The following is a 24392-nucleotide window of genomic DNA, read 5'->3' as shown; positions in this document are numbered from 1 at the left end:
GTTTACAGCTTCTCCATTACAGCTTTTCTATTCGTAACTGTTCCATGGATGGGGCTACGAATTGTTAGGTTCTGTTGTTTTTGGCTGCCGGATTCGAGTCCTTGAATTTCTGATTTTGTGAGACCAAAAATTTCTAGCGTATTATAGCTAGTATCCATTTCAGTCTTTACAGTTTTATATTCCATGTTCGCAATTTCAAATTCTCTAGAGGAAATGATTTTTTTTTCGTAAAGCTCATTAGCCCGCTGTGCTTGAATCTTGAGTGCCTCTAGTCTCACTTTTGATTTTAAGTAATTGGACTGAGCATTGCTTAACTCAACAGAAGAAATAGTCGCAAGTCTGCTTCCCTGTCTTACTTGGTCCCCCTCTTTTACGAAAACTTCGGTTATGCGCCCTGTTACCCTCGAGCCTACGTTAGCAAGATTTTCTAAGTCATAAGAAACTTTTCCCGGTAGAATAATTTCTTCATAAAATCCTCGTTCTCTTAATTTTACATAAGAGAGAGGATGTGATTTTAGAATATCTTCAGAAATTACGATGCGTTTATCTTTTGGACTCGCTGCATTTTCCGATTTTGTTGGTTTTGAAATTACTTTTTGATATACAAAATATCCACCGATCAATACACACAAGATAGCAATATACCAATATTTATTTATACTTTTTGCTAATTCGATTATTCTTTCTTTAGTCATTTACATTCCCCAATTTGCCAATAGCCGCTCTAAATACTTCGATAGAATTGTAATAAAGATACAATTGTTCGAAATATCCTCGAAGGACGGTAAGATAGTTTTTCTCTGCTTCCAAAAATGTTACCAGGTTGGAAGCTCCTCTTATGTAAGCGAGTCTATATTTTTCTTGAACATCTTTATTTTTATCTAAGAGTTTGATTTCGCGGTAATTGGAGAGTAACTCCTCTCTAGCGGTTACTTCTCGTAATGCGGCACGGATTTCAGAGTAGATTTGTTTTCTTTTTGATTCTACTTCTAATTGGCTTTTTTTGTAACCTTCTTCTGCTTTAAGAATTTCACCTTGATTACGGTCGAATAATTTCAAAGGTACGCTTGCAAATATTCCAGCATACTGCTCGTTACTTTTTAATCCGACTTCTCCACCAAAATTGATATAGGAGGAATAGCCCTCTTTTTTCTTGAGATCAATGTTTAATTTGCTTTGAACCGATCTTGATTTTAGAGCTTGTAAATCAGGTCTATCTTCGATGTTAAAATCATTTAGGTTAAGTCCCAGTTCTTCGGTTGTAAAGTATTTGAGATTCCCTTTGAAATTTAAAATTTGATTGCTCGGAGCAATTCCAATTAGAAATCGAAGCTCTTTTGCAATTTGTGCTCGAAGAATATCTGCGTCTTTATAGTCTTTTTCGATGCGAATTCTTTCAAGTTGTAAGCGATCATACTCTAATACCGCAATATCACCCTTATCCGCACGAAATTTATTTAGTTCAAGTAGGTCTTTGTAGTTTTCATAGAATTCTTTTTGAAAATCAATTAGCTCTGTTATATAAAGATGAAGCCAATAGTTTTGTCTAAGTCGCAATCGAAAGAGTCTATCAAAATCAGCAAATTGAGCAATTTGTGCTTGAAAGCCTTGTGTAGCTACTTTGATTTTTTGATTGCGAATAATTCCGAAATCATATTCCCAAGAAACAGAAGGTGCAAATTCGGGATGTCCGCCTGCACCACCTGGAATATTTTGCTGAAATGCTTGGAAACCTGCTCCATTAGTTCCTAGAGTGGCACCTGAATTGTTTACAGTTTCAGTTACACTTAATGGAATAAATTGTTGTTGGTATGCGATGACTGGATTTCTATAAAGGGAAGCGGTAATTAAATCTCCACGAGCCATTCCTATATTTTGCTTCTCTGCGAGATAAAGAGGATTATTCGCTACCGCATAGCTTTCAATTTCTTCCAGACTCCAGTTTTGTATTTTCTTTTCTATATCCGTGTAATTTTCAGCAGAATAAATATTTTTGGGAACAGGAATTTCTTTCGGAGACTCTTTACTTATTTCCTTTGGACTCACAATCGGATTAGGCTTTGACGGATAATTGGTCTTAGCCGATTGTGAGAATAGTGAGATTGGTAAGAGGAGTGTAAGAATAAATAAATATTTCATTCTAATGGGGAAATTTATCCTTATAATCCGAAAGAGCTGTTTGAATAATTTGTTTGGCTTCTTGTGCACCGTAGACTCCTGTAATTTCGACTGAAGGTGGATCACTTTGATCAGGCATTACTTTGTATGTTAAAAAATAATGTTTTAATTTGTTAATTAAATCTGCTGGACAATGATGAATATCCTGCATATGACCAAAAATAGAATCTCCCTTTAGTATCGCAATGATTTTGTCGTCTGCTTCATTTTTATCTATCATCCTCATTCCACCAATTGGAACTACACTCATCAGAATATTACCGTGTGTAATCGCACTTGAGGTTAACACGCATATATCTAAGGGGTCTCCATCACCTTCAATATCTTTCTTTCCAGTTTTATCCATACAAAACTTTGCAACTTTGGGACCGCAAAGAGTTTGTGGAATAAAACCATACAGAGAAGGACAGTGGTTTGAATATTTTTGTGGTCGATCTAGGCGAATATAGCCAGATTGTTTATCCACTTCATATTTCACTGTATCAGTCGGGAGCATTTCAATGAATGCATCGACTTCATCAGGAATTTTTTTTCCGGGAGAAATCCCGTGCCATGGGTGTAGAACGTAGTCGGATTTTATATTACTCATAAACGCAAACTAAAACTTTGGACGTATTTGTAAATTGAATTTCTCTAATTTTTCGTTGGATTGCGGAAACTACCCAAAGAATTAATGCGTAATTGTCAATTTTGAATGATGAATTGGGAAGGTTATAGGTGAAAGTAACTAAGTAAAAATTGTATTTCCCATGAAGGTGAGAATCGGGGGTGAATTTACACGTTTTTTAACTCAAGTTCGCTAGAAAATCTTTTGCCGAGAGAACTTCTGTTTTATTCTTTTTATATTCGCGTTTGAGATTTGCAACTAGTTGGATGCTTCGCATTGGATTTAATTTTTCGGAATAATAGGTTAGATTTTTAGAAACCTCTTCTTCGCTCCATTTTGCTTCAATTAAAAATTCTAACTTTTTATCTTTAGTAATAGCAAAGTCAACTTCTCGTCCTTCTTTGTCTCGAATAAAATATAATTGTTGCCTATATCCTTCGCTGTCTTCCGTGAATTGAATTTTTTTCAATAGATGTGTCGCTACAAGGTTTTCAAAAATAGCACCTTCATCTCCTTCTACATCTGCGTTATCATAAAAATAAATTTTGAATGGTTTAGAAATGGCTCGGCTTAATTTGTCCGTATAAGGTCTTACTACAAAAATAAGATACATCCGTTCTAAAATCTCAATCCAGCGTTTAACTGTATTAGACGCTACTTGTAAATCGTTTGCAAGATTTGAAACAACTATTAGAGACCCGACTCTCGTTTTCAAAAGATCAACGAGTAAAGAAATATTTTGAATTTCATTGACTCTTTCTAAGTCTCGAATGTCTTCTCTAAGAATTAAATCAAATCGCTCTTTTCTCCATCTGCGTGCAGTTTGTTCTGATGCATCTAGAAATGGTTCAGGAAAACCCCCGACTTTCATCAATCTTTTAAATGCTTCCTCAACAGAAATTTTTTGAGGTAGTTCACTGAGGGTAAATGGGTGTAGTCGCCAGTAATGATAGCGACCAAACATAGAGTCTCCACCTCGTTTGTATAAATCTAATCGCGCTGATCCTGTGATAAGGAAATTATGATTTTCTCTTTGTGTATCATAAATTCCTTTCACGAAGTTTTTCCATTTGGGATATTTGTGAATTTCATCTAGAGCGATTAATCTTTCCTTTCCCCATTTTTGTGCTAGAATTATTTTCCTGTCATCAGGAGAGTCCCAGTTGAAATAATTTTTCTCAGAGTGAAATGCTTTTAATACTTCCTTGGCTAAGAATGTTTTGCCGCATTGACGTGGTCCCCCGATAAAGACCATTTTGCTTTTTAAATCTTCTAGAATTGGTTGAAATATCAGTCTATCCATGATTGGCTAATATAACATGCATGGTAAATTGGTCAAGTCTATATTAATGTATATGTTAAATTGGCCATAATGCAAGGTTTTTACAAAGCATTGAGTGAAAACTCCTGTTGGATTTAATTGGAAATAAGAATTGACAGTTTTGTCTTAGAATACTGAAATTTTTTTAGATTATGAAAAACAAAGCCATAGACTTTTTAAAGCAAATTTTCCTCTCTTATAATTTCAAGTTCTTCGGAATTCTATTTTTGATTGGAGTTCCGCTTTTTACCATTTATAGAATTGCATTTTTCTTAAAATATGCCTATCGAATTGACTTTAAAGAAATTTCTTCTTCTACCATTCTCTGGGCATTTGCAGAGGGAATTCGATTTGATATAGCCGCGCTTTGTATTGTTTTTGGTTTTCTCTTTATTTTGTCCTGCATTGATTTTTTAAACAGAAAGAAGCTTTATGTATTTCTCTGGTCGTTTACTCCTATTTTACTCGTTGTATTTGTTGTGGCAATTTTGATCGCCGATGTTTTATACTTTGAACATGCAAATAAACATATTGGCTATGAAGCCTACGTGTTCTTAGGAAAGGATTTAATCTTAATTGTTGGCTCCTTACTCGAAGAAAATAAATTTGTTTTTATTGGTGGTTTAGTAGGATTAGCCGCTTTAACATTTTCTTCGTTTCGTATTTACAAACGATACCATAATTATTCGCACTTAGAAATTTCTTTTCAAAACTCATTAGCCAAGATATTGATTGCGGTAATCGCTGTCATTATTGGAATTAGAGGCGGTCTTCAAGAAAATCCTATTCGGACAAGTAATGCCATTATCTCTGATAATACAATGGTCAATAACTTAGCGTTAAACGGAGTGTATACCGCTATCATTGATCTAAAGAGTCATTCTATTCCTAGAAGTGATAAAATGGACTTCAAGGAAGCGGTTGATGTAGTAAGAAAAGAAATTGTATATGAAGGTGCTAATTTTGTAAGCGACGAATATCCACTTCTTCGTAAGACAATTCCCAAAAACAAAGAGGCTAAGAGTCCGAATATTGTGCTTGTGATGCTAGAGAATTGGACTGGAAAATTCATAAGCCCAATCACAGACGGAAAAGTAAATGGAAAAGAAGTAGCGCCTAATTTTAATAAGCTCCTAAAAGAAGGAATCTTTTTTCAGCGATTCTTTGCGGCAGGTGGACGCACTCCTAACGGAATGATGTCAGTCCTTACAGGAATTCCAGATAGACCTGGACTTACTGTTGTGCGCACTCCGCAAGCAATGGGTCATTTTTCGGGGATAGGCAGTATTATGCGCCAGGCAAATTATAAAACAATCTTTGTTACAGGCGGAGATTTAAGTTTTGATAACAAACACAAGATGATGCCTCATTGGGGATTTGATGAAAGCATTGGCAAACAAGATTTAGACGATATGAAGCGATATCAAATAGGTGCCTGGGGATATGATGATGCAGATGTGTTTGACGTTCTTCATAACAAATTAAAAAGCCATGAAGGGGAAAGACCTTTCTTTGCAACGGTTTTAACGCTTACTACGCATTATCCTTATAGGACTCCACGAGAGGAATTTAATATTTTTGGAAAGGAAACAGACGATAACGAATTTCTAAATGTATACCATTATGCAGATTGGGCAGTGCAAAACTTTTTAGAGAAAGCAAGACAGGCGCCTTATTTTGATAACACTATTTTCTTTTTTGTTGCCGATCATACCCACCATCGTTTTTTAAATTATTATGAAGATAGAAATATTCCTTTCTTAATCTATGCTCCTTCTCGATTTAAACCTGAAATTAGAAACGACATCGCTTCCCAGTTAGATGTAATTCCTACGATTTTAGGAAATCTGAACAAGGAAGTGTATTTTTCTGCCATGGGTAGAGATTTACTTTCTACAAAAACGAATTCTGCTTACTTCGCTTACGGAACAGTGTTTGGTTGGGTGGAAGACAAATTATTTTTGTTTCGCACTTCCGATGGAGAAGGTGGGGTTAACTTCACAGTAGACCCTCCCCATATTCAATTTGATATTTGCAAAAAAGCACCTCAGTTTTGCGCGTCACATCATCGAAAAGCAAAAGCGTTTTTGAATACAAGCATTGAGCTTATGAATCGGAATGCAATTTTTCCGCCATCGATTGAAGAATTTGATAAGAAAAATATACGTTAATTGTATTTGCTTCGACATAAATTGATTCGGTAGATTGCGTTTGTGACAATTGTAACCCAAGGTATAATTAGAGTTTTCTAAAATTGAAACTCAAAAATTATGGACATTAAAATCTTTTAGGAGAAAAAAATTCTTTGGAAATGATGAGAAATACCTTTCTTAGAAGAATAATTAATTTTTATGAGGAAGAAAATGAATCTGGAGAATAAAAAAAGTCTTTGGAAGATTGTCGCGTTATTGCTATTAGCCGGTCAATCGCACTGCACTCTAATAGACATGGCAACGGGAAATAAGGATGAGGATAAATCCAGCAACTCGGTAATCGTGGGATTAGTGACATTAGCCTCTTCTTCTCAGACTAACTTCACTTCCAGTGGAATCATAAATGGAATAGTATTTGTCATGCCAGAATGCGGTAAAGGGTATTATACCGGTGAGACGTATGCAGATTTTACACGTCAATACATCATGGGTTCTGGTGGTTTGAGTTGGAGGGTTGGTTTGCCAGGATGCAATCCAAAGTCCACTTCGTCAGGAGATAGGTTTACATATAATTCGAATCGGCAGTTTACATCGAATACCTTTCTTGGTTACTCTGGTTACGCATCAAGTTACAATACGAAACTAACAGTTAGTTATAATTCGCTTAATTATATAACCCAAATAACAATTTCCTGTGGGATTACGAGCGCAGGAAACATTGCAAATAATTATAGTTATGATATCTTAGGACGACTGAGTAAAATTACTTCTGCGTGGCCAACGGGTTGTTATGCTTCAGGATCTCCCAGTTCATCGTTTGTCTCAGATTATATTTATACTGACAATGAATTATACCCCTCTACAAATGTATCATCGTATAATTCTGATTCAGGAATTTGTAAAGTTATAACTAATTTTAGTATCGCAAAAAATTCTCAGGGTTGGATAACAAAACTTGTTACAAGCAGTTCTAGTTCAGGTACAGCGAGTAATACAAGATATGGTTGTATAATTGGACAAAGTTCTCAACAAACAGATTCCTACACCTATGATGGAAGTGGGAATATTAGCACGTGGAATTCAACATTAAATCCAACATCACCGTACATTTTTAAATACGACTCTTCAGGCAGAGTGTCAACTGCTCCAGCAATTAATATGGGATGCTTTGGAGTAATCAATTATATCTATAATTCTTCTGGTCAATTAACATTGTCAGAACTGGTATGTAGTGGTATTACTCATTCTATGACAACATTTTTATATTAGAGATAAATTTCAGGAGATTGTCAATAATATACGTTGTTTACGATAACACAATAGTTTAATGACAAAATAAAACGAGAGTGAATTTTAAAATGAAAAGACCAATAATCCTAATCTTATGCTCACATATGCTAATATTTCCAATGTATGTATTTACACAATCAGAAGATAATACACAAAATCCTGCAATCAATGAGACTAAACCAGAAGAAAGACCAGTGGCAGAAGACAAAAAAACTGAACCAACGTCAATAGAGGAAAAAGAGCCCAGAAGATACTACAGAAAAAAATGCCCAAAGGATTTTCTAAAGGAAAAATCAGTTTAGAATTCAAAGGCGGACAGGGAACTAATTCGAGTCTAAACAGTGCGATTGGAAAAACTAGATCGGAAATTGATGAATTACTATTTGAATACGGGATTTCTAATAGTATAGGTATTGGTTTTACTATACACCATCAGAAATATATTCACAAGTCGGAGACTCTCGAAACTAATAAAAATAATAGCATCATTGAAAATCTCTATGCGATTTCCCTTTTAAGTTCGAGCCATAATAGTTTATATAACTATATACTGCTTTCTAGTTTGAACAATGCTATAAATCAAAAAAATACTTTAATTTTTCATTCTACCTCACTAGACCTTTCGGGGTCTTATCATTTTCTAACCGGCAATACTTTTGACCCATTCGTGCGCGGTTATTTGGGATTAGGCACTCTTGGTGGGGATGGTTTTGGCGGACCTATCTCCTATATACATTTAGGTTTTGGTGGGGGGATCCGTTATTATTTTACATCTATGTGGTTTGCAATCGCTGAAATTAATACAAATATTTATAATATTGTAGATGGTGGTTTTCATGAATTCAATGAAGCATGGGCAAATTGGTGTGGGATTGAGTTTCTAAAAATCCACTGTATAAACTTTAATTATTATAATTTAGGAGAAAAATATACGTTAATTGTATTCGCTTCGACATAAATTGATTCGGTAGATTGCGTCTGTGACAATTGTAACCCAAGGTATAAATGGAGTTTTCTTAAATTGAAACTCAAAAATTATGGACATTAAAATCTTTTAGGAGAAAAAATTTGAATAAAAAAATTTCATTACTCATTTTAAGTTTACTCATCCTCTTTAGCGTTTCCGTTTTAGCCCAAGAAGAAGAATCTAGCGGCTCGAGCAGTGGCGGAACACAATCTGGATTTACAGTGAAAGGTGGGATCTGGGGACTTGGCGGAAAAGTTAAAACAGAATTGGAAGATAAATATTTTACGGACGACTTGCTAAATGGTTTCGGATTTGGTCAATACAATTTGGGATGGAGTTCTCCGAGTAAATTATATCCACTCAATCCAATTGGATTGGATTATTATATGAGTGGAATAGGTCCTGGCTCATTGCTGTTAGGCGCTGAGATGAGAGGCATACCGGGATTAGCCTTTACAGGTTATACACCGAAATACGATTTCATAAGTGTGAATCCAGGTGGATCTGGAATAGTAGGAATTCACAATGCGGATTTAAATTTTAAAAACCTAGATTTGAACGTGGGATACCAATTAGCTTTTGGAAGTTTTCTAGTTACTCCAAAGTTTCAATTCCGTAATTTTGTTAGTGATTTTAAAGAGTCTGGAACATACCTTTACAATGGTGGAATTGGAATTCGAAATACAACGAACAACCAAAACACTTGGTCGGGGTTTATCGGTGCTAACCTCCTATACAATATCAACGCGGCTTCTGCTGTATATTTAGAGTATGCGATGGATTCACCAATTCTTGGACAAATTTCAAGTAGCGGGGACTTTAATAAAACTTCATTCAGAAGAGCAGATTACGGTTTGGCTTCCGGTTCGACTACAATCTTGAAAAAGACAAACCAAGAAATCAGAGGCTCGATAATTGATTTAGGATACCAGCATAGTTTTGGAGCTTTAGGCTTACGAGTTGGGTATAGAGGAGAGGAGCTTAGAACATCATATTCTACATACACTGATGTTCCATTAGCATTCTCAAATCTCGACCAATGGCGCGGCATTTAATGTTCAAGAAACAATCTTAAACTCAATCTTTTACAAAGGCTCTACATCAACAACTTTACAAAGCCTTTACATTACCTTTTCTTATAAACTATAGTTAATAATTAATATGAATCAAATCAGGGCTAACTTATCGTAGCCCTGTCATTTAAAATGATTTAAATCATTGCAAATTGCGCCAAGGAAAATATGTATTTTTAATTGATTTATGACTGAAATTCTATTGTTATGTAAAAATGAGTTCTAGGAAACATTTATCTATTTTTTTTCAAGATTTTTTCCTGCAATTTCAAAGGTTCTTTACTCGACAGAGTAAAAAATTTTATACAATCCTCCATTCTGAAAGCGAAAGTTCTTCTTTGTCATGATAAAAAAGAATATCCTACTCGTAGAAGATGAAATTATAATTGCGATGGCTGAAATGGCTGTCCTAAAGAAAAATAATTTTGAAGTCTTGCATGTAGAAAGCGGAGAGGACGCAATTCAGATAATGAGGGATGATTCATCGGTCAACCTCATTCTGATGGATTTTAATTTAGGGGAAGGAATTTCAGGAGCCGAGGCAGCGGAGGAAATTCTTAAGTTTAAGAATATTCCAATTATTTTTCTCACCTCCCATTTTGAAAAGGAAATTGTTGAGCGAGTAAGAAATGTTAACCGCTATGGATACATTATCAAAAACTCAGGGGAAACTTTCCTTATCTCATCGATTGAAATGGCTCTTAGTTTATTTGAAGCTCAGCTTAGCACGCGGGAAAGTGAAAAGCGCTTTCGTTCTATGGCAGATTCTGCGCCCGTTTTGATTTGGGTTTCTGATGAAGACAAACTCTTTACTTATTTTAATAAACAATGGCTTATGTTTCGTGGAAGAACCATGGAAGAGGAGTTGGGAATGGGATGGCTTGTTGGAGTTCATCCGGATGATTACGAAACATTTCTGAATATGTATACAGATGCATTTCATAAGAGGCAATCTTTTGAGATGGAATATAGACTTCTTCGTCATGATGGTGTATACAGGTGGGTATTGGATCGAGGGATTCCCCGATTAGCGGAAAATGACCATTTTGCGGGATACATAGGCTCTGTTGTTGACATCACTGATATGAAAGAGCAAGAGGATAATCTGCGTCAGGCGGCAGCCGTATTTGATAATACGACAGAAGGTTTGTTGATTACAGATGCAAATGCGATTATAAAAGCAGTGAACCCATCCTTTACGACTGTGACAGGTTATACAATGGAAGATCTAAAAGATAAAACTCCTCGTATTCTAAATTCAGGCAAACAGGACAAAGCTTTCTATGATGAAATGTGGCAGAGTCTACTCAAAGAAGGTAAATGGCGGGGGGAAATATGGAATAGACGCAAGAATGGCGAAATCTATCCCGAACTTCTTGGAATCAGTGCAGTTAAGGATAATAACGGTAACACGCTAAGCTATGTTGCAGTGTTTTCTGATATTACAAAAATAAAAGCCGCACAGGATGATTTGGATTATCTAGCTCATCATGATTGGTTGACTAATCTTCCGAATCGTTTAATGTTTCAATCTAGACTCAGACATGCTATGAGTAGATTAGATTCAGGTAAGCGTTTAGCAATTCTACTAATTGACTTGGATCGGTTTAAGGATGTAAATGATAGCTATGGACATCCGTTAGGCGACGAAGTATTACAATTATCCGCTATTCGAATGTTTCAGCGATTATCTGAAAGAGATACACTTGCTAGACTCGGTGGGGATGAGTTTATTGTTTTAATTGAAGATTTAGAAGCTTTAGAGAAGGCAGGAAGGATCGCGCAAGAATTGCTGGATTCTATTGCAGATCCATTCTATCTGACAAATGGAGTAGAAATTTTTCTAGGTGCGAGTATTGGAATTAGTATATATCCCGATCAGGGGCAATCAGTAGATGAATTATTTCAACATGCAGATGTGGCATTGTATCAAGCAAAGAAAGAAGGAAAAGGAATTTTTCGCTATTACAATTCTAGTATAACTTCTTCGATTCGAAGTCGTCTGTCGATTGAAACTAGATTACGCAAAGCCGTTGACAGAGAAGAATTACGAGTATACTTTCAGCCACAAGTAGATATTCGAACTGGAAAAGTTGTAGGAGCAGAAGCTCTTGTAAGATGGAAAGATCCCGTAGAGGGATTTATATCACCAGCAGATTTTATACCTATTGCAGAAGAAAGTGGAATCATTAGCCAAGTAGGTGAATGGGTATTACACCAAGTATGCGATCTTGGAAATAAATGGTTTCAATCTGGAATCAAACCAATTCCACTCGCTGTTAATTTATCCCCACGACAATTCATTCATGGAAATATTGTATCTGTAGTAGAAAGAATTTTAAAGGAAACGAAATTTCCAGCAGAATATTTAGAATTTGAAATTACGGAAAGTGCGCTGATGGATAGAGAAGAAGAAGCAATAAAGATATTAAACCAATTTAGATCTATGAAAATTAAATTGGCTATTGATGATTTTGGAACGGGTTACTCTTCATTAGCCCATTTAAAAAGATTTCCACTCGATACTCTTAAGATAGATAAAAGTTTTGTAGATGAGATTCCCCAAAATCAAGACGATAGCGAAATCGCTGCCACTATTATCGCTATGGGTCATACACTTCGATTGAAGGTCCTAGCCGAGGGAGTAGAAACAAAAGAACAACTTGATTTTTTGAAATCTTGTGGCTGTGATTTATATCAAGGGTTTTATAAGAGTAAGCCGCTACCAGAAACAGAATTCATACAATTCCTTGCGAGTAATAATTAAGAAATGAAACTGATTGTAAATAAAGACAGATTGTTAGAACTAATAGACGATCCAGATGCAGGATTAAAGGCACATAAGCTTTTGGCTTATACATTTTCTGAAGATGTAAATGTTTTTAAGAAAGTCCTTTCTCTCTTATACAAAGAAGTCCAACAAGGAGACCTTGCTTCTGTAGAAGTTTTAATCATTACCAATCTACTTAGAAATTATATTCCGACTACTAGCGATATACCGCTACTTCTCGATATTTTACGGGAAGTTCAGAAACACTCAGATGAACCAAAGCTATATTTTGCAGGAATATTTTCAGTTATCAGTCTAGCATTGAAGCTTGATTTTAATGAACTTAAAGAAAACAAATCTCTTTTTGGAGACGATGAAGTTGGTATCAATGTATTGCAATACATTGAGTGGATCGAAGAAAATAGAAATGGAAACTCAGAAGAATTAGGAGAAGAGTTAATCTCTGTTACCCGTAAGTTGACAGAAGAAGTTGCTAAAGAAGAGCAAAATGTAGATCAGGAAGTTTTTGAAGAGCTGCAAGAGCAAATTATGGATTTTAAACATCTTCTGATTACTAAAAAAGATTCTTATTCTTCCATTGTTGAATCTTCTCTAAAAGAATTAATGGATACAGATAATTATATTCTACAAGATTTTTCTATAGAGATGGCAGGCATCTGGAAGTCGGCTAATACTATTATTCCACTTGTTGAGATTGCACGAATTGCTGAACCAGAGCTAAGCGTATATCAAAAGACAATCGATGCACTTTCCTTTCTGCAAAGCGAAGAAATTTTTTCCCATGCAGAAGAGATGTTTCGTTTTCAAGAAGATGCAAGAGTTTCTTTTGCTGAGATTCTCGGACATTACCCTTATGATAAATCAGAAGAAATACTAATCAAATATCTCTACAAAGAAAAAGACCGTGATATAGTGACTCTTTGCGCTTGGGGATTGTCGAATATATTCTCCCTAAAAGCCGCTGATGCGATTAAAGAAGTAGCGGATAAAGGTAAAATCAATTCAGAAATGATTACTCTTAATGAAATTCTTTTGCCAATTTATATTTACCACCGGCTACCTGTTCCTGATTGGATGAGAGTAGAAAGTCATCACCATCATTAAATAAATTATTGTAGCATTACAAAACAAGTGACACATTGATAAAAAAACTTAAAGAATTGGAGATAGCAAATGACATGGCGTAACAAAAATCATCCGAGCAGTATTATTGAAGATTTAAAAGGTGATCAGTCTTGGCGAATTTTTAGGATTATCAGTGAGTTTACGGAAGGTTTTGAAAAACTTTCAGAAGTTACCGATGCCATTTCCATTTTTGGATCAGCAAGACTAAAACCAGATGATCCTTATTATATAAAAACTATTGAGCTTTCTACTCTACTCAGTCAAAATGGTTTTGCCATTATTACAGGCGGCGGACCGGGTGTAATGGAAGCTGCCAATAGAGGTGCTTATCAACAAGACCAACTTTCCATTGGGTTAAACATTGAATTGCCGATGGAACAGAGACCGAATCCTTACCAAGATATTTCTTTGGACTTTAGATATTTTTTTGTTCGCAAAGTAATGTTTGTTCGCTATTCAATGGGTTATGTTTGTATGCCCGGAGGATTTGGAACCTTAGACGAATTCTTTGAAGCGCTGACTTTAATGCAAACCAATAAGATTTACCCTTTGCCTCTGGTGTTGTTTGGAAAGCATTTTTGGGGTGGTCTTATGGATTGGATCAAATCTACTTTAGTAGAATATGAAACAATCTCGAAAGACGATATGAATCTAATTAAAATAACCGATGACCCGCAGGAAGTTTTGGAAATCATGCAAGCACATAGAAAATGGAGAAATGAACAACCTGAAACTTCTCCTGAAAAAAATCGCTCTGCCTTTACTGATAAGCCTAAGAGTTGAATGCTGATTAGCCGCAATAGACTTTTGTAAAATGAAGAGTTATGTTAACTATGCAATTCTGATTTGTTTCTTTCTTTTGATCTCTTGCGGTGTATCTAATTATAATTATCCTAAGGCAATAGATGGAAAAATTGATCTGAGTTCGTGGAATGACATGTCAATTTATTCGGTTAAATTGGATGGGGAATGGGAGTTTTATCCAGATAGATATATTTTAGGAGAAGAGTTTGAAAAACCAGAAAATAGTTCAGAAAAAATTTTAATTACAGTTCCTAGCCATTGGGGGTCTTACTTAAAGGAGAAATTTCCACATAGAGAAAATGTAGGAGAGGCTTACGGAACTTTCAGATTAAAAATCATCTATCCGCAAAATTCTAGATTTGCAATCAGTTCTAGTTGGGTAGCGAATGCATTTCGGTTATACTGCGGAAAAAAATTACTCCTTACACAGGGGACACCGGGGACGAGTAGAGAAGATACAATTCCCTATAATGATTATTTTTCTGTTAATCTTACCGATTGTAATTCGGACGAAATAGTTTTTCATATCGCAAACTTCAATCATAGACTTGGCGGGCTTAGACAACCGGTGACCCTTGTTCGTGATACATTTCAATTTAAACATTTAATGAAAGAGGAAGCGATTTTATATGTTCTAGTTTCTATTAATCTTGCTTTTTTCCTTTATCATTTTCTTTTATGGGTTTTAAGACGAAACGACAAAGCAAGTTTATTTTTTTCCTTTCTTTGTATTGGAACTTGTGTATTGATTTTTACATCTGAGAAATTCTTTCAAAGACTAGTGAATCAAAATATATTTGATTTGCAATACCGACTTGAATTTATTTCGATTCCACTTCTAATCATGGCAAATCTTGCATTCATGAAAAATCTTTTTCCGCAAGAAATTTCTTATAAACTTAGCTTTACGATTTATTCTATTGGTTTTTTTATTTCCATTCCTTTTGCGATTCTTCCATCTGTGGCAAGTTCCTATTTTGTGCCCTATATGCAGTTCTTTGTTTTTGTTGCACTGCTGACTGTGATTGCAATAGCGATACTGGCACGAATTAGAAAGAGGCGACTCTCTAGGGCAATTATTTTTGCCTACAGCCTTGCCTTCCTTTGTGTTTTATACGATATACTAATGTTGAATGGGTTTATTCCTGTCGGAATGAGGTTAATGCCTTTTGGTTTTCTTGGGGTAATATTTGTTCAAGCGGGAGCAATTGCTGGTTTATTTACGGAAGCTTATCATACAGCGGAGCATCTTTCAAATAATCTAAAAGAAGAAGTGGCATTAAAGACGAAAGAATTGGCGGATGCAAATATTTCTATTCAAACTGCATATGAACAAAAAACCGCATTCTTTCAAAATATCTCTCATGAATTAAGAACTCCTCTTACTTTAATTAAAGGTCCTATCCAAGCTGCCATTAGAAACCAAAGTCCACTAGACAAGGAAGAGATTGAAATGATTGGGAGAAATTCCAATAGACTTCTTCAACTTGTAAATCAACTTCTCGATCTTCAAAAAATTACATCGGGACAAATGAAAGCGGATATCAAACCTATAAACTTATATCTTTTTTTGAAAATGATTACGGAATCGTTTTCTCCTTATCTTAAATCAAAAGAAATATCAATTACATTTACTCCACATTCTGACGCATTATATGTATTAGCCGATCTCGATAAGCTAGAGAAGTGTATCGACAATTATATTTCTAATGCATATAAGTTTACTCCTGCAAAAGGAAAGATTGAAATTATCACTTCGGAATTTAGTAACGACAAAAATCAAATTCAAGTTTTGGTTAAAGACAATGGAGTTGGAATTCCTTATGAGAAGCAAAAATTTTTATTTAGTCGTTTCGGATATAGTGAAATTTCTCTTTCTAAAGATCAAGAAGGAACAGGACTTGGACTTTCTCTTGTAAAACAATTAGTTGAGTTAATGAATGGTTCCGTAGGCTATTCAAGTGTTGCCGGCGAGGGATCTTCATTCTGGTTTACTCTTCTTGTTTCAGAAGAGCACATTGATTCTAACCCTTTGGACTTTTCCCTAAGGCAAGATATTCTCGAATTCTCTAGTCAGAAAAAATCTAAAAAAGAAGAATTGAATTATGAAAATCCAAAATCAAATGAAAAAATTTTAATCGTAGATGATAATTCTGATTTAAGAAGATATATTGAAAAGCTTCTCGGAAGCGAAGGATATATGATTATTACTGCTTTCGATGGATTGGATGGAAAACAAAAAGCCGAAAATTATAATCCCGACTTAATCATTACAGATCTTATGATGCCCAGACTTTCTGGTATTGATATGATTAAAAAACTTAGAGAAAATATACTGTTTAAAACAACTCCCATTTTGCTTCTCACAGCTAAAGCGGAAGAAGAAACTAGAAAAGAAGTTGTAAGAGCTGGCGCTGATGGGTATCTTTCAAAACCTTTCGATGATTCAGAACTTGTGGTTACAGTAAGAAATCTTCTCAATCTAAAATCAAAAGAAAAGCTAATTCTAAAAGATTTAGAATTAGCAAGAAGTGTTCAACAAAATCTATTGCCCAGAAATGATCCAAGTGTTCATGGTCTTTCTTTTTCTAGCAAATACATTCCAATGGTTGAAGTCGGAGGGGATTATTATGATTATGCGATATATCCAGATGATCGAGTTGGAATCTTCATTGCAGATGTCTCCGGTCATGGAGTTTCCGCAGCAATGATTGGTGCTATGTTAAAACTTATTTTTTCAAACAAGGCAACCTCAATGGAGCCAGCAGAATTTTTATCTTATTGCAATGAAAAACTTTTTAATAATATAGCAGCACAATTTATTACTGCTTCCTATTCCGTCATTTCCTCTAATCGTAAGACTTTAAAAATTGCCTATGCAGGACATCCTCCGGCAAGATTAATCCGAAATGGACAAATACAACATCTTGGCAAGAAAGGAAAGCCTTTGGGAATTCTGGAAAGTATAAAATATGAAGAAGAAATATATAATTTGCAATCTGAGGACTTATTGTTTTTTCTTACTGATGGTCTTATTGAAATTACAGATTCGGAATTCAATACATGGGATGAAGATGCATTGGACAGTGAGTTATTGAAAAATAAAAATCTTCCCGTATCCGATATTCTTGATGAAGTGATTCGTTCCGGTTTAGAATTTCGAGGCAAGGAATTGTCCTCGGATGACATTACTCTGATTGGAATGAAAGTTTTATAGACTCGTCTTGTGAAAGGTGAGCTAATTAGAAATAATGAGGTTTTTGAAAATATCATGAGAACAAAAATTTTTATAAGTTAGTAATTCCACTCTTACTCTTTCTATTTATCATTCTAAGTATTTTTATTTCAACAGTCTACATCGTATCTTTACAAAAGAGGGATGCGCTTATTGTAAACTTAGCTGGTAGAGAGCGAATGTTATCCCAAAAAATGTTCAAAGAACTATTGCTATTTGAAAAAACAAATGATAAAAAGTTTAATGAATCATTAGCCAATACAAGAAAAGTTTTTGAAACAACTCTACACGCACTTGCCAATGGAGGTAAAGTCCCATTAGACTTAAAATGGGAGAAGATCGATATATTGCCAGTAGCCGATGAAGAAGAGGTTGTCGCACAATTAAGAAAGGTTATCGACATTTGGACTGAGTTTAAAGAAAAGTCTGACAGTTATCTTCAAACTAAGGACAATTCTAAATTAGAACGCATAATAGATATTAACTCTAATTTACTTATTGAAATGGATAAAGCAGTTGTTTTATTTCAAAAGAATGCTGAAAGAAAAGTTGAATACTTAGAGGGGATTCAAATTTTCTTTCTTATATTTGGATTGGCTATTTTTATTTTTTCTTCTTTTATTGATCACTTTGGATTACTTAAACCTATCTTACATATAACGCATGTTGTAACTGAATTGTCTAAGGCAAAAGGAGATTTGACTTATAAAATTCCAACGCAAACAAAAGACGAAATTGCTACACTTGCCAATTCTTTTAATCATTTTACAGATTCCCTAAAAGTTAGTCTGATGAAAATATTCTCTAGCTTTAGAATGAATATTGTCAGCATTAGCCGCATTGGAAGAAAACTAAAACAGTTTACAACCAATATACACCATATCGAAAGTCAATTGACGAAAAGTAAATCGGATATCGAAAGTATATCCTTAGCAACCGAGGAACAATCTAAAGCTCTGAAACATATTACTGATGTAAGCCAGAATCTCTCTGATATTGTAGAAAGCTTAAATTCAATTTCTACTTCTTTAAGCAATCGAGCCGTCGATAGTAGGCAAGAGATAATAGATGTTTCTGGAATCATCAATGAAATCAAAGAAAGATTTGATTTTTTTTCACGGAAGAGTCAAGAGCTTTCAGAAAAAGCTCTAATAATCAACAAAGTTACGGAAACGATCAATGGCATATCTAAAAGAACCAATCTGCTTGCACTAAATGCTTCTATTGAAGCAGCAAGAGCGGGAGAATATGGTAAAGGCTTTTCTGTAGTAGCCTCTGAAGTCGGAAAATTAGCAGAAGAAAGCAATCGAACGATTGGCGAAATTGATATTAATCTTAAGATAATTATAGAAGAAATTGAAAATAATTCAAAAGAGTCCAGCAAAATTGCGGATAAGATTAATTATGTGTATTCCAGAAATCAGGAAACAATTGATAAACTCTCAGAGATTTTTAAAAGTATAGGTGGCATTAATACAAATTCAGAATTGATTTCTACTAAGACTAATGTTCTAGGAGCAGGAATAGAAGAATTGGCTGCAACAGCTCGGATGATTCACGAAAATGCACAAACGGTTTATGGAAAGTTCAATCAAATATGCGATTTGGAAATTTCAATGGTAGAAGAAATTCACCAAATCCAAGACAATATGGAAGAAATCATAAATGATACGACGATCAGTGTAAATAATCTATCCACCATTTCGCTTTTCGAGCACACTGAATTTAATCAAGAATTGGATAACGCGCGTAATGCTCATTTGGAGTGGGTAAAGAAATTAGAAAATACATTTCAAAATGGAAGCAGAGATTTAGAGCTAAATCATAACCGTTGTAATTTTGGAATCTTCTATCATTCTACAGCATCTCCGATTGGACATGAGAAAGAATGGAATGAAATAGACTCAGTTCATAAACTAGTTCATAGTTCAGCTTTGCCAATCTTTGGAGATATTGATCGAGGGGATATTTCTACTGCGCGCTCCAAATTAAGCGAAGTAGAGAAGGCAAGCCAAAAGCTAATTGGCTTGCTCGCAAAAGTAAAGTATTAAATAAAACTCAGAAGGTTAATGCTAGTGATTGTCTTTTAATATTTCTTTTGCGATAACTGTAGCGCCTAATGCACAGCGGACGATGCGAGAGCCCCATATCCAATCTCCCGTCATCCAGAGATTGTGTTTTTTACTCAGTGCTATGTATTCTAAAAGTTTGGGATGATCTAGATTTATATCGGTGTCTTTAAATAAAGAAAAATCAGCTTGCGAATAACGCCATTTATGCGTATCTATTTGATCTGGATTTTTACTTATCATTTCTGGAATGTCCAATACGTGAAATACTCGGTTGAAGAAATATTGGTTGCTGTTAAGAATATAATACATTGGTTTTTTTTCTGCATCACACCATCTCTCTAAATTTTTAGAGCTAAAGGCAGAGGAAAATTGAATCGTAATAATAAGAGAATGATCTGAATCATTTTTTCTATACTTTTCACTTTCGATGGAAATATACTCTGCATCTTCATCTTTAAATAAGAATGTAAAATTTTTTTGTGCTTTAACTTTTTGTATAACCTCAGAAGGTAGATTGCGCCAGATTCCAGTAAGAACTAAGGATGATCGGTATTCGCCTCTAAATCGAATTGCCTCATCCCAGTGAGTCATATGACCTGAATTTTTTAGAAGAGAAATTATTTGTGGCACTGGGGCGGTTAGGATTATCTTATCGAATAATTCTGTTTTGCCGCTATTAAATTTTAATATCCATTGGCTCTGGTCTGGGCTCTTAGTAATGGACTCTGCATGATGCAAAAGCTCTACTGTGTTTTTGGAAAGTAGGCTAGCTGATAAGTCTTGCATACAACTAATAGGATGGAAGGAACCGGGATGCGTTTTGTGAGGTTCTACTTTTAAATCAGGAACGCGGGTTCTTAAGAAATCTAGAAAATCAAATTCCTTTTGTATTCCCTTTTCAATGTATCCGATTTTTTCTTTGAAAACAGTTGCTCCAATATCAAATCGTTCGGTATCCTTTAGAAATCTTGTCGTCGTTCTTCCGCCTACATGAGTAGCTCGCTCGTATACAATTGCTTCCGGTAATAGATTTCCTAGAACTGCACCCGTGATTCCGCTTCCAATGATTCCAATTTTCACAATATGGTTTAATACTTTATCTACAAGTATTCGTCAACAAGAATAGCCTAACGCACGAAGTAATAAATTTTTATCTTGCATTATTTAATTGATATAAGCTATCATAATATATAGAATATTTTTAGGTTAGGCTTGGACTTGCGTAAGGACATTTAAAACCATTATGTTGCACTGTTTTTACACGGTCTCACAAGAAAGCAAAGGGAAAAAAGAAGAGTTATGATAATCAGTTCAGAAGGTATTGAGTTCAATGCATTAAAGGAATTTTCAAAGTTTATCACTGATTTAGAATTATTAGGAATAGTGCAACTGAGAGAGGCATTAACGGACAAGAAAGGAAATATTCTAATCAAGGACTTAGTTTATGTTCGTGAGTCCAGTATTAAAAAATTAGAATCCATTGCTGATCAATACACACCTTCTTTCAAAATTAAAACCACTCCAGAACTTACTGCCAAAATCAGAAAAGCACTGGCTAATTCCATTATTCCGATAGTAAATGAAACGGAAAAAAGTTTTATTTCTATCCTGTTTGCGAAAAATCCTTCCGGAATGCAAAATGTAGAAAGCTTGATTAACAATGCGTTTTATACTGATTTGCTAGTTCTGGCTCTCTATGAAATTATGATCGAAGACAATGATTTTTTTCATCATATTGTGCGAATGGGATTAATCTGCCTGGGCACAGTGATTCAGAAAAGCTATGCAATCAAACTAATTCACCGTAATGCATTTCTCACAGGACTTTGTGCAGACTTGATTTTGTTTAGAACAAATTATTGGAAGAATTCAAACTTAGATGATATGCTGATGATTGAACTTACAAAGCTCAATGTTCAAATAGCGGGTAATCTTGGTATGTCGGAAGAAATCATTACAGCTATTCAAGATCATGTGATCAGAGGAGTCTATGTGGTTGACATGCCGGAGCCTGTTGACTTCGAACTACTCAAACAAAATCCAATGCTCGGGCATTCTTCTAATGAAAAAGAAAAAAATGTTATTCCTTCAGAGAATGAACACTACGAGGAAACAGTTAAAATTTTAACTGAGGCTCTTAAAATTACTAGATTCATTTCGGAGGCTAATAAGAAGTTGACTGATTCAGACGATATTGTGCAAAGATTGATTACCATGTTTGCGTATAATGTTGAGAAAAAGAACTTCGACGCAGAGTTAGCAGATCCGATGATAGATTGTTTTCGTCAATATGAAAAGATAATCAAGAGAATGCGTAAAATTGCTAGATTAGAAAATCTTTGCATGCATCCTCCCTCTGCCTGGGCTTATCCAAAGCCAAAAGCAGTTCAAATACTTTGCAAGAATAGTCATCATACTTGTCTTCACTATGTTTCTGGTTGGAATATAAATGTAATCACGGCACAAGAAGCGATAGGGTATATAGGCACTAGCCTCAGACCCGGTAGTTATCCGAAGTGTAGGCTCGAACAGCAGTTGGCTGAATTAGACGAGTAGAGTTAGAAAATGAATCAATCGAAGACTGTAGTTTTAAAGATTGAAAATCTAAACAAAAGCTTTGGTGATTTAAAAGCTGTTCAAAGCATAAACTTAGAAATTTATTCTGGCGAATTATTCGGATTACTCGGTCCGAATGGAGCAGGAAAAAGCACGCTCATATCTATGATAGCTGGAAGTCTCAGAGCGGATAAGGGCAAAATCTTTTTTCATGGAAAAGAAGTTGCGACAGAAGACAAAAAAACAAGGCAACGGGTTGGAATTTGTCCACAGAGTCTTGTCTACTGGAAACTTCTTACTTGTAAAGAACAATTGGTTTTTATGGGAAATGTTTATGGTCTGGATAAAAAAACTTCCGAGACTAGAAGCCTTGCCCTTCTTGAACAATTAGGGCTTGAAGGAAAGAAGAATGAAATTGCTTCTAACTTATCTGGAGGAATGCAAAGAAGACTCAATATTTTGCTCGCTCTTATGCATGACCCGGAAATTCTAATTTTAGATGAGCCAGAAGCAGGGCTTGATCCACAGAGTAGAGTTTTAGTTCGTGACTTTGTAAAATCTCTCGCTAGAAAAAAAACAGTTATTTTTACAACGCATAATATGGATGAGGCAGATCGTATCTGTGATAGGATTGCAATCATAGATAGAGGAACTTTGATTGCAGAAGGGGAAACAGAATATCTAAAGAGCAAATATGGAAAGGGAGAAATTCTAGAACTGGAAATTCAAGCTGCGGTTAATGAGAATAAGCTACAAGTGAGTCTCGCAACTCTCGAACAAACTGTAAAAGTAACCGGAGATAGAATTTTTATTTCTGGAAAAAATATCAAAGAAAAACTATCAGAAATTTTAAATCGATTGGAAAGAGAAGGAATTCACCCGAAAGAATTTAAAATCAGGCAAGATACACTAGAAGATATTTTTATTAGCCTGACAGGAAGGAGTCTTAGAGAATGAATATCTGGATTTTATTTAAAAAAAATATCTTAGAGCAATTTAGAGACTTCTGGCCTTTAGTTATTACGCTTATCGCATCTCCTTTTTTTGTATTCTTATACTGGATGATGTTTTCCGGCGGGATGAATTCTTTAAGCATTGGAATTGTAAATTTAGACCGAGGCTTTCGGGAAAAATCTTACAGCAAAGAATGGATTGAAATTTTAAAAACACAAAAGAAGAATGAATTCAATGTATTTCAAATCACAGATGTAAAGGATAGAGAAGTATTAAAAAGTTTACTGAAAGAAAAAAAGATTCATGCTGGTTTTGTTCTTCCAGAAGACTTCTCTGAAATCTTAGAAAAAAGTAAATCAGGAAAATTGGAAAATACAATCCAAGCCGAAATGACAGGAGACATGACAAACCCAATGTATCTTGTCGGGGTAACGCTTGTTATTCTCGAACTAGAATCCTTCGCTTATAAGATTGCAAAAGTAAAAAAATTCATTCAATACAACGAAACATTTTCCGGAAGCTCGGGAACAAAGAACGATTTTGAAATGTCCGTTCCCGGATTAATTGTATTTTCTATTATAATGCTTTTATTTACTTCTACAATTGCGTTTATTAGAGAAATTGAAGAGCGCACTATTTTAAGAATTCAACTTGCTCCTATTTCTACTTTCGAATATTTTATTGGTATTGGACTGGCGCAATTTTTAATTGGAGTTGTCTCTGTTGGATTTACAATGGGAGCAGCGATTCTATTTGGATTTAAGTTTCAGGGAAGCAATCTAAGTATTTTTCTTCCGATAGTTCTATGTATTCTTTCGATTCAAGGAACAAGTTTGATCGTTGCTAGTTTTTGTAGAAACGGAAAAGATGTATTGACGATTGGAAATATTCCCCTTTTTATTTTGATGTGGTTCTCCGGTTCCATGTATCCGTTTCCGAAAAATGAATTATTTAGAATTGGAGATTTCCCTGTTTCGTGGAATGATTTTTTGCCACCGACGCACGCTGTGAATGCAATGAATAAGGTTTTTAATTTTGGCGCTAACTTAAATGAGATTGGGTTTGAAATAATTGCCCTAATTATACTCACACTCATTTATAGTGGAATTGGAATTATTCTATTTCAGAAGAGACAAATGAGGTAAAGAGGAATTCCTACTAATTTTTAATCTTTAAGTCTTTTTTTTTCTCTTGACCTATACCTTTTTAGAAAATTCTAATCGGATAGTCACAAAATTCAATTTTAAAATCAATCAATCAAGTAGA

At 34.9% G+C, this 24392-nt stretch carries 18 protein-coding genes; 13 read left to right on the top strand and 5 right to left on the bottom strand.

What is annotated here, in order from left to right; all coding sequences use genetic code 11:
• Positions 1-2: 2 nt before the first annotated feature.
• The 4 genes from IPH52_27710 to IPH52_27695 form a co-directional block, all read right to left on the bottom strand.
• Positions 3-695, bottom strand: coding sequence for an efflux RND transporter periplasmic adaptor subunit (locus IPH52_27710; GenBank protein ID MBK7058768.1), 693 nt, complete (start codon positions 693-695; stop codon positions 3-5).
• Positions 688-2139, bottom strand: coding sequence for a TolC family protein (locus tag IPH52_27705; protein ID MBK7058767.1), 1452 nt, complete (start codon positions 2137-2139; stop codon positions 688-690). Before IPH52_27705 ends, IPH52_27710 begins: the two co-directional genes overlap by 8 nt.
• A 1-nt stretch (position 2140) precedes the next feature.
• Positions 2141-2758, bottom strand: a complete 618-nt coding sequence (locus tag IPH52_27700; protein MBK7058766.1) for an inorganic pyrophosphatase — start codon at positions 2756-2758, stop codon at positions 2141-2143.
• A gap of 205 nt (positions 2759-2963) precedes the next feature.
• Positions 2964-4088, bottom strand: a complete 1125-nt coding sequence (locus IPH52_27695) for an ATP-binding protein (GenBank protein ID MBK7058765.1) — start codon at positions 4086-4088, stop codon at positions 2964-2966.
• Between the two features lie 170 nt (positions 4089-4258).
• Here IPH52_27695 and IPH52_27690 point away from each other — a divergent pair, with 170 nt between their 5' ends.
• The 10 genes from IPH52_27690 to IPH52_27645 all read left to right on the top strand — a co-directional run bounded on the left by IPH52_27690 (position 4259) and on the right by IPH52_27645 (position 19595).
• Positions 4259-6277, top strand: coding sequence for a sulfatase-like hydrolase/transferase (locus IPH52_27690; protein ID MBK7058764.1), 2019 nt, complete (start codon positions 4259-4261; stop codon positions 6275-6277).
• A 192-nt stretch (positions 6278-6469) separates the two neighbouring features.
• On the top strand, positions 6470-7528 hold the full coding sequence (locus IPH52_27685) for a hypothetical protein (GenBank protein MBK7058763.1): 1059 nt from the start codon (positions 6470-6472) through the stop codon (positions 7526-7528).
• Between the two features lie 89 nt (positions 7529-7617).
• On the top strand, positions 7618-7851 hold the full coding sequence (locus tag IPH52_27680) for a hypothetical protein (protein ID MBK7058762.1): 234 nt from the start codon (positions 7618-7620) through the stop codon (positions 7849-7851).
• On the top strand, positions 7815-8507 hold the full coding sequence (locus tag IPH52_27675; protein ID MBK7058761.1) for a hypothetical protein: 693 nt from the start codon (positions 7815-7817) through the stop codon (positions 8505-8507). The genes IPH52_27680 and IPH52_27675 overlap by 37 nt, the downstream gene beginning before the upstream one ends.
• 110 nt (positions 8508-8617) lie before the next feature.
• Entirely contained in the window at positions 8618-9571 is a 954-nt protein-coding gene (locus IPH52_27670; protein ID MBK7058760.1) for a hypothetical protein, read from the top strand.
• Between the two features lie 361 nt (positions 9572-9932).
• Positions 9933-12356 (top strand): EAL domain-containing protein, encoded by a 2424-nt coding sequence (locus tag IPH52_27665; protein ID MBK7058759.1) that lies wholly within the window; start codon positions 9933-9935, stop codon positions 12354-12356.
• A 3-nt stretch (positions 12357-12359) separates the two neighbouring features.
• On the top strand, positions 12360-13484 hold the full coding sequence (locus tag IPH52_27660; GenBank protein ID MBK7058758.1) for a hypothetical protein: 1125 nt from the start codon (positions 12360-12362) through the stop codon (positions 13482-13484).
• Between the two features lie 69 nt (positions 13485-13553).
• Positions 13554-14288, top strand: coding sequence for a TIGR00730 family Rossman fold protein (locus IPH52_27655; protein MBK7058757.1), 735 nt, complete (start codon positions 13554-13556; stop codon positions 14286-14288).
• A gap of 31 nt (positions 14289-14319) precedes the next feature.
• Positions 14320-17526: a SpoIIE family protein phosphatase gene (locus tag IPH52_27650; protein MBK7058756.1), complete on the top strand. Its 3207-nt coding sequence runs from the start codon at positions 14320-14322 to the stop codon at positions 17524-17526.
• A gap of 197 nt (positions 17527-17723) precedes the next feature.
• Positions 17724-19595, top strand: a complete 1872-nt coding sequence (locus IPH52_27645) for a CZB domain-containing protein (protein ID MBK7058755.1) — start codon at positions 17724-17726, stop codon at positions 19593-19595.
• A 21-nt stretch (positions 19596-19616) separates the two neighbouring features.
• Here the strand turns inward: IPH52_27645 and IPH52_27640 are convergent, their stop codons facing one another.
• Positions 19617-20696 carry an NAD(P)-binding protein gene (locus IPH52_27640; GenBank protein ID MBK7058754.1) on the bottom strand — a complete coding sequence of 360 codons (1080 nt, stop codon included), beginning with the start codon at positions 20694-20696 and terminating at the stop codon, positions 19617-19619.
• A gap of 219 nt (positions 20697-20915) precedes the next feature.
• Here IPH52_27640 and IPH52_27635 point away from each other — a divergent pair, with 219 nt between their 5' ends.
• From IPH52_27635 to IPH52_27625, 3 genes are read left to right on the top strand one after another with little or no spacing between them, the layout of a single operon-like run.
• Entirely contained in the window at positions 20916-22172 is a 1257-nt protein-coding gene (locus tag IPH52_27635) for a hypothetical protein (GenBank protein ID MBK7058753.1), read from the top strand.
• Between the two features lie 9 nt (positions 22173-22181).
• Positions 22182-23129, top strand: coding sequence for an ABC transporter ATP-binding protein (locus tag IPH52_27630; protein ID MBK7058752.1), 948 nt, complete (start codon positions 22182-22184; stop codon positions 23127-23129).
• Positions 23126-24271 carry an ABC transporter permease gene (locus IPH52_27625; protein ID MBK7058751.1) on the top strand — a complete coding sequence of 382 codons (1146 nt, stop codon included), beginning with the start codon at positions 23126-23128 and terminating at the stop codon, positions 24269-24271. The genes IPH52_27630 and IPH52_27625 overlap by 4 nt, the downstream gene beginning before the upstream one ends.
• Positions 24272-24392: the final 121 nt, after the last annotated feature.

This window comes from Leptospiraceae bacterium (assembly GCA_016708435.1).
Lineage (GTDB): Bacteria > Spirochaetota > Leptospiria > Leptospirales > Leptospiraceae > UBA2033.
The sequence above is the reverse complement of the archived record's forward strand: the minus strand, read 5'-3'. Positions and strand labels throughout refer to the sequence as shown.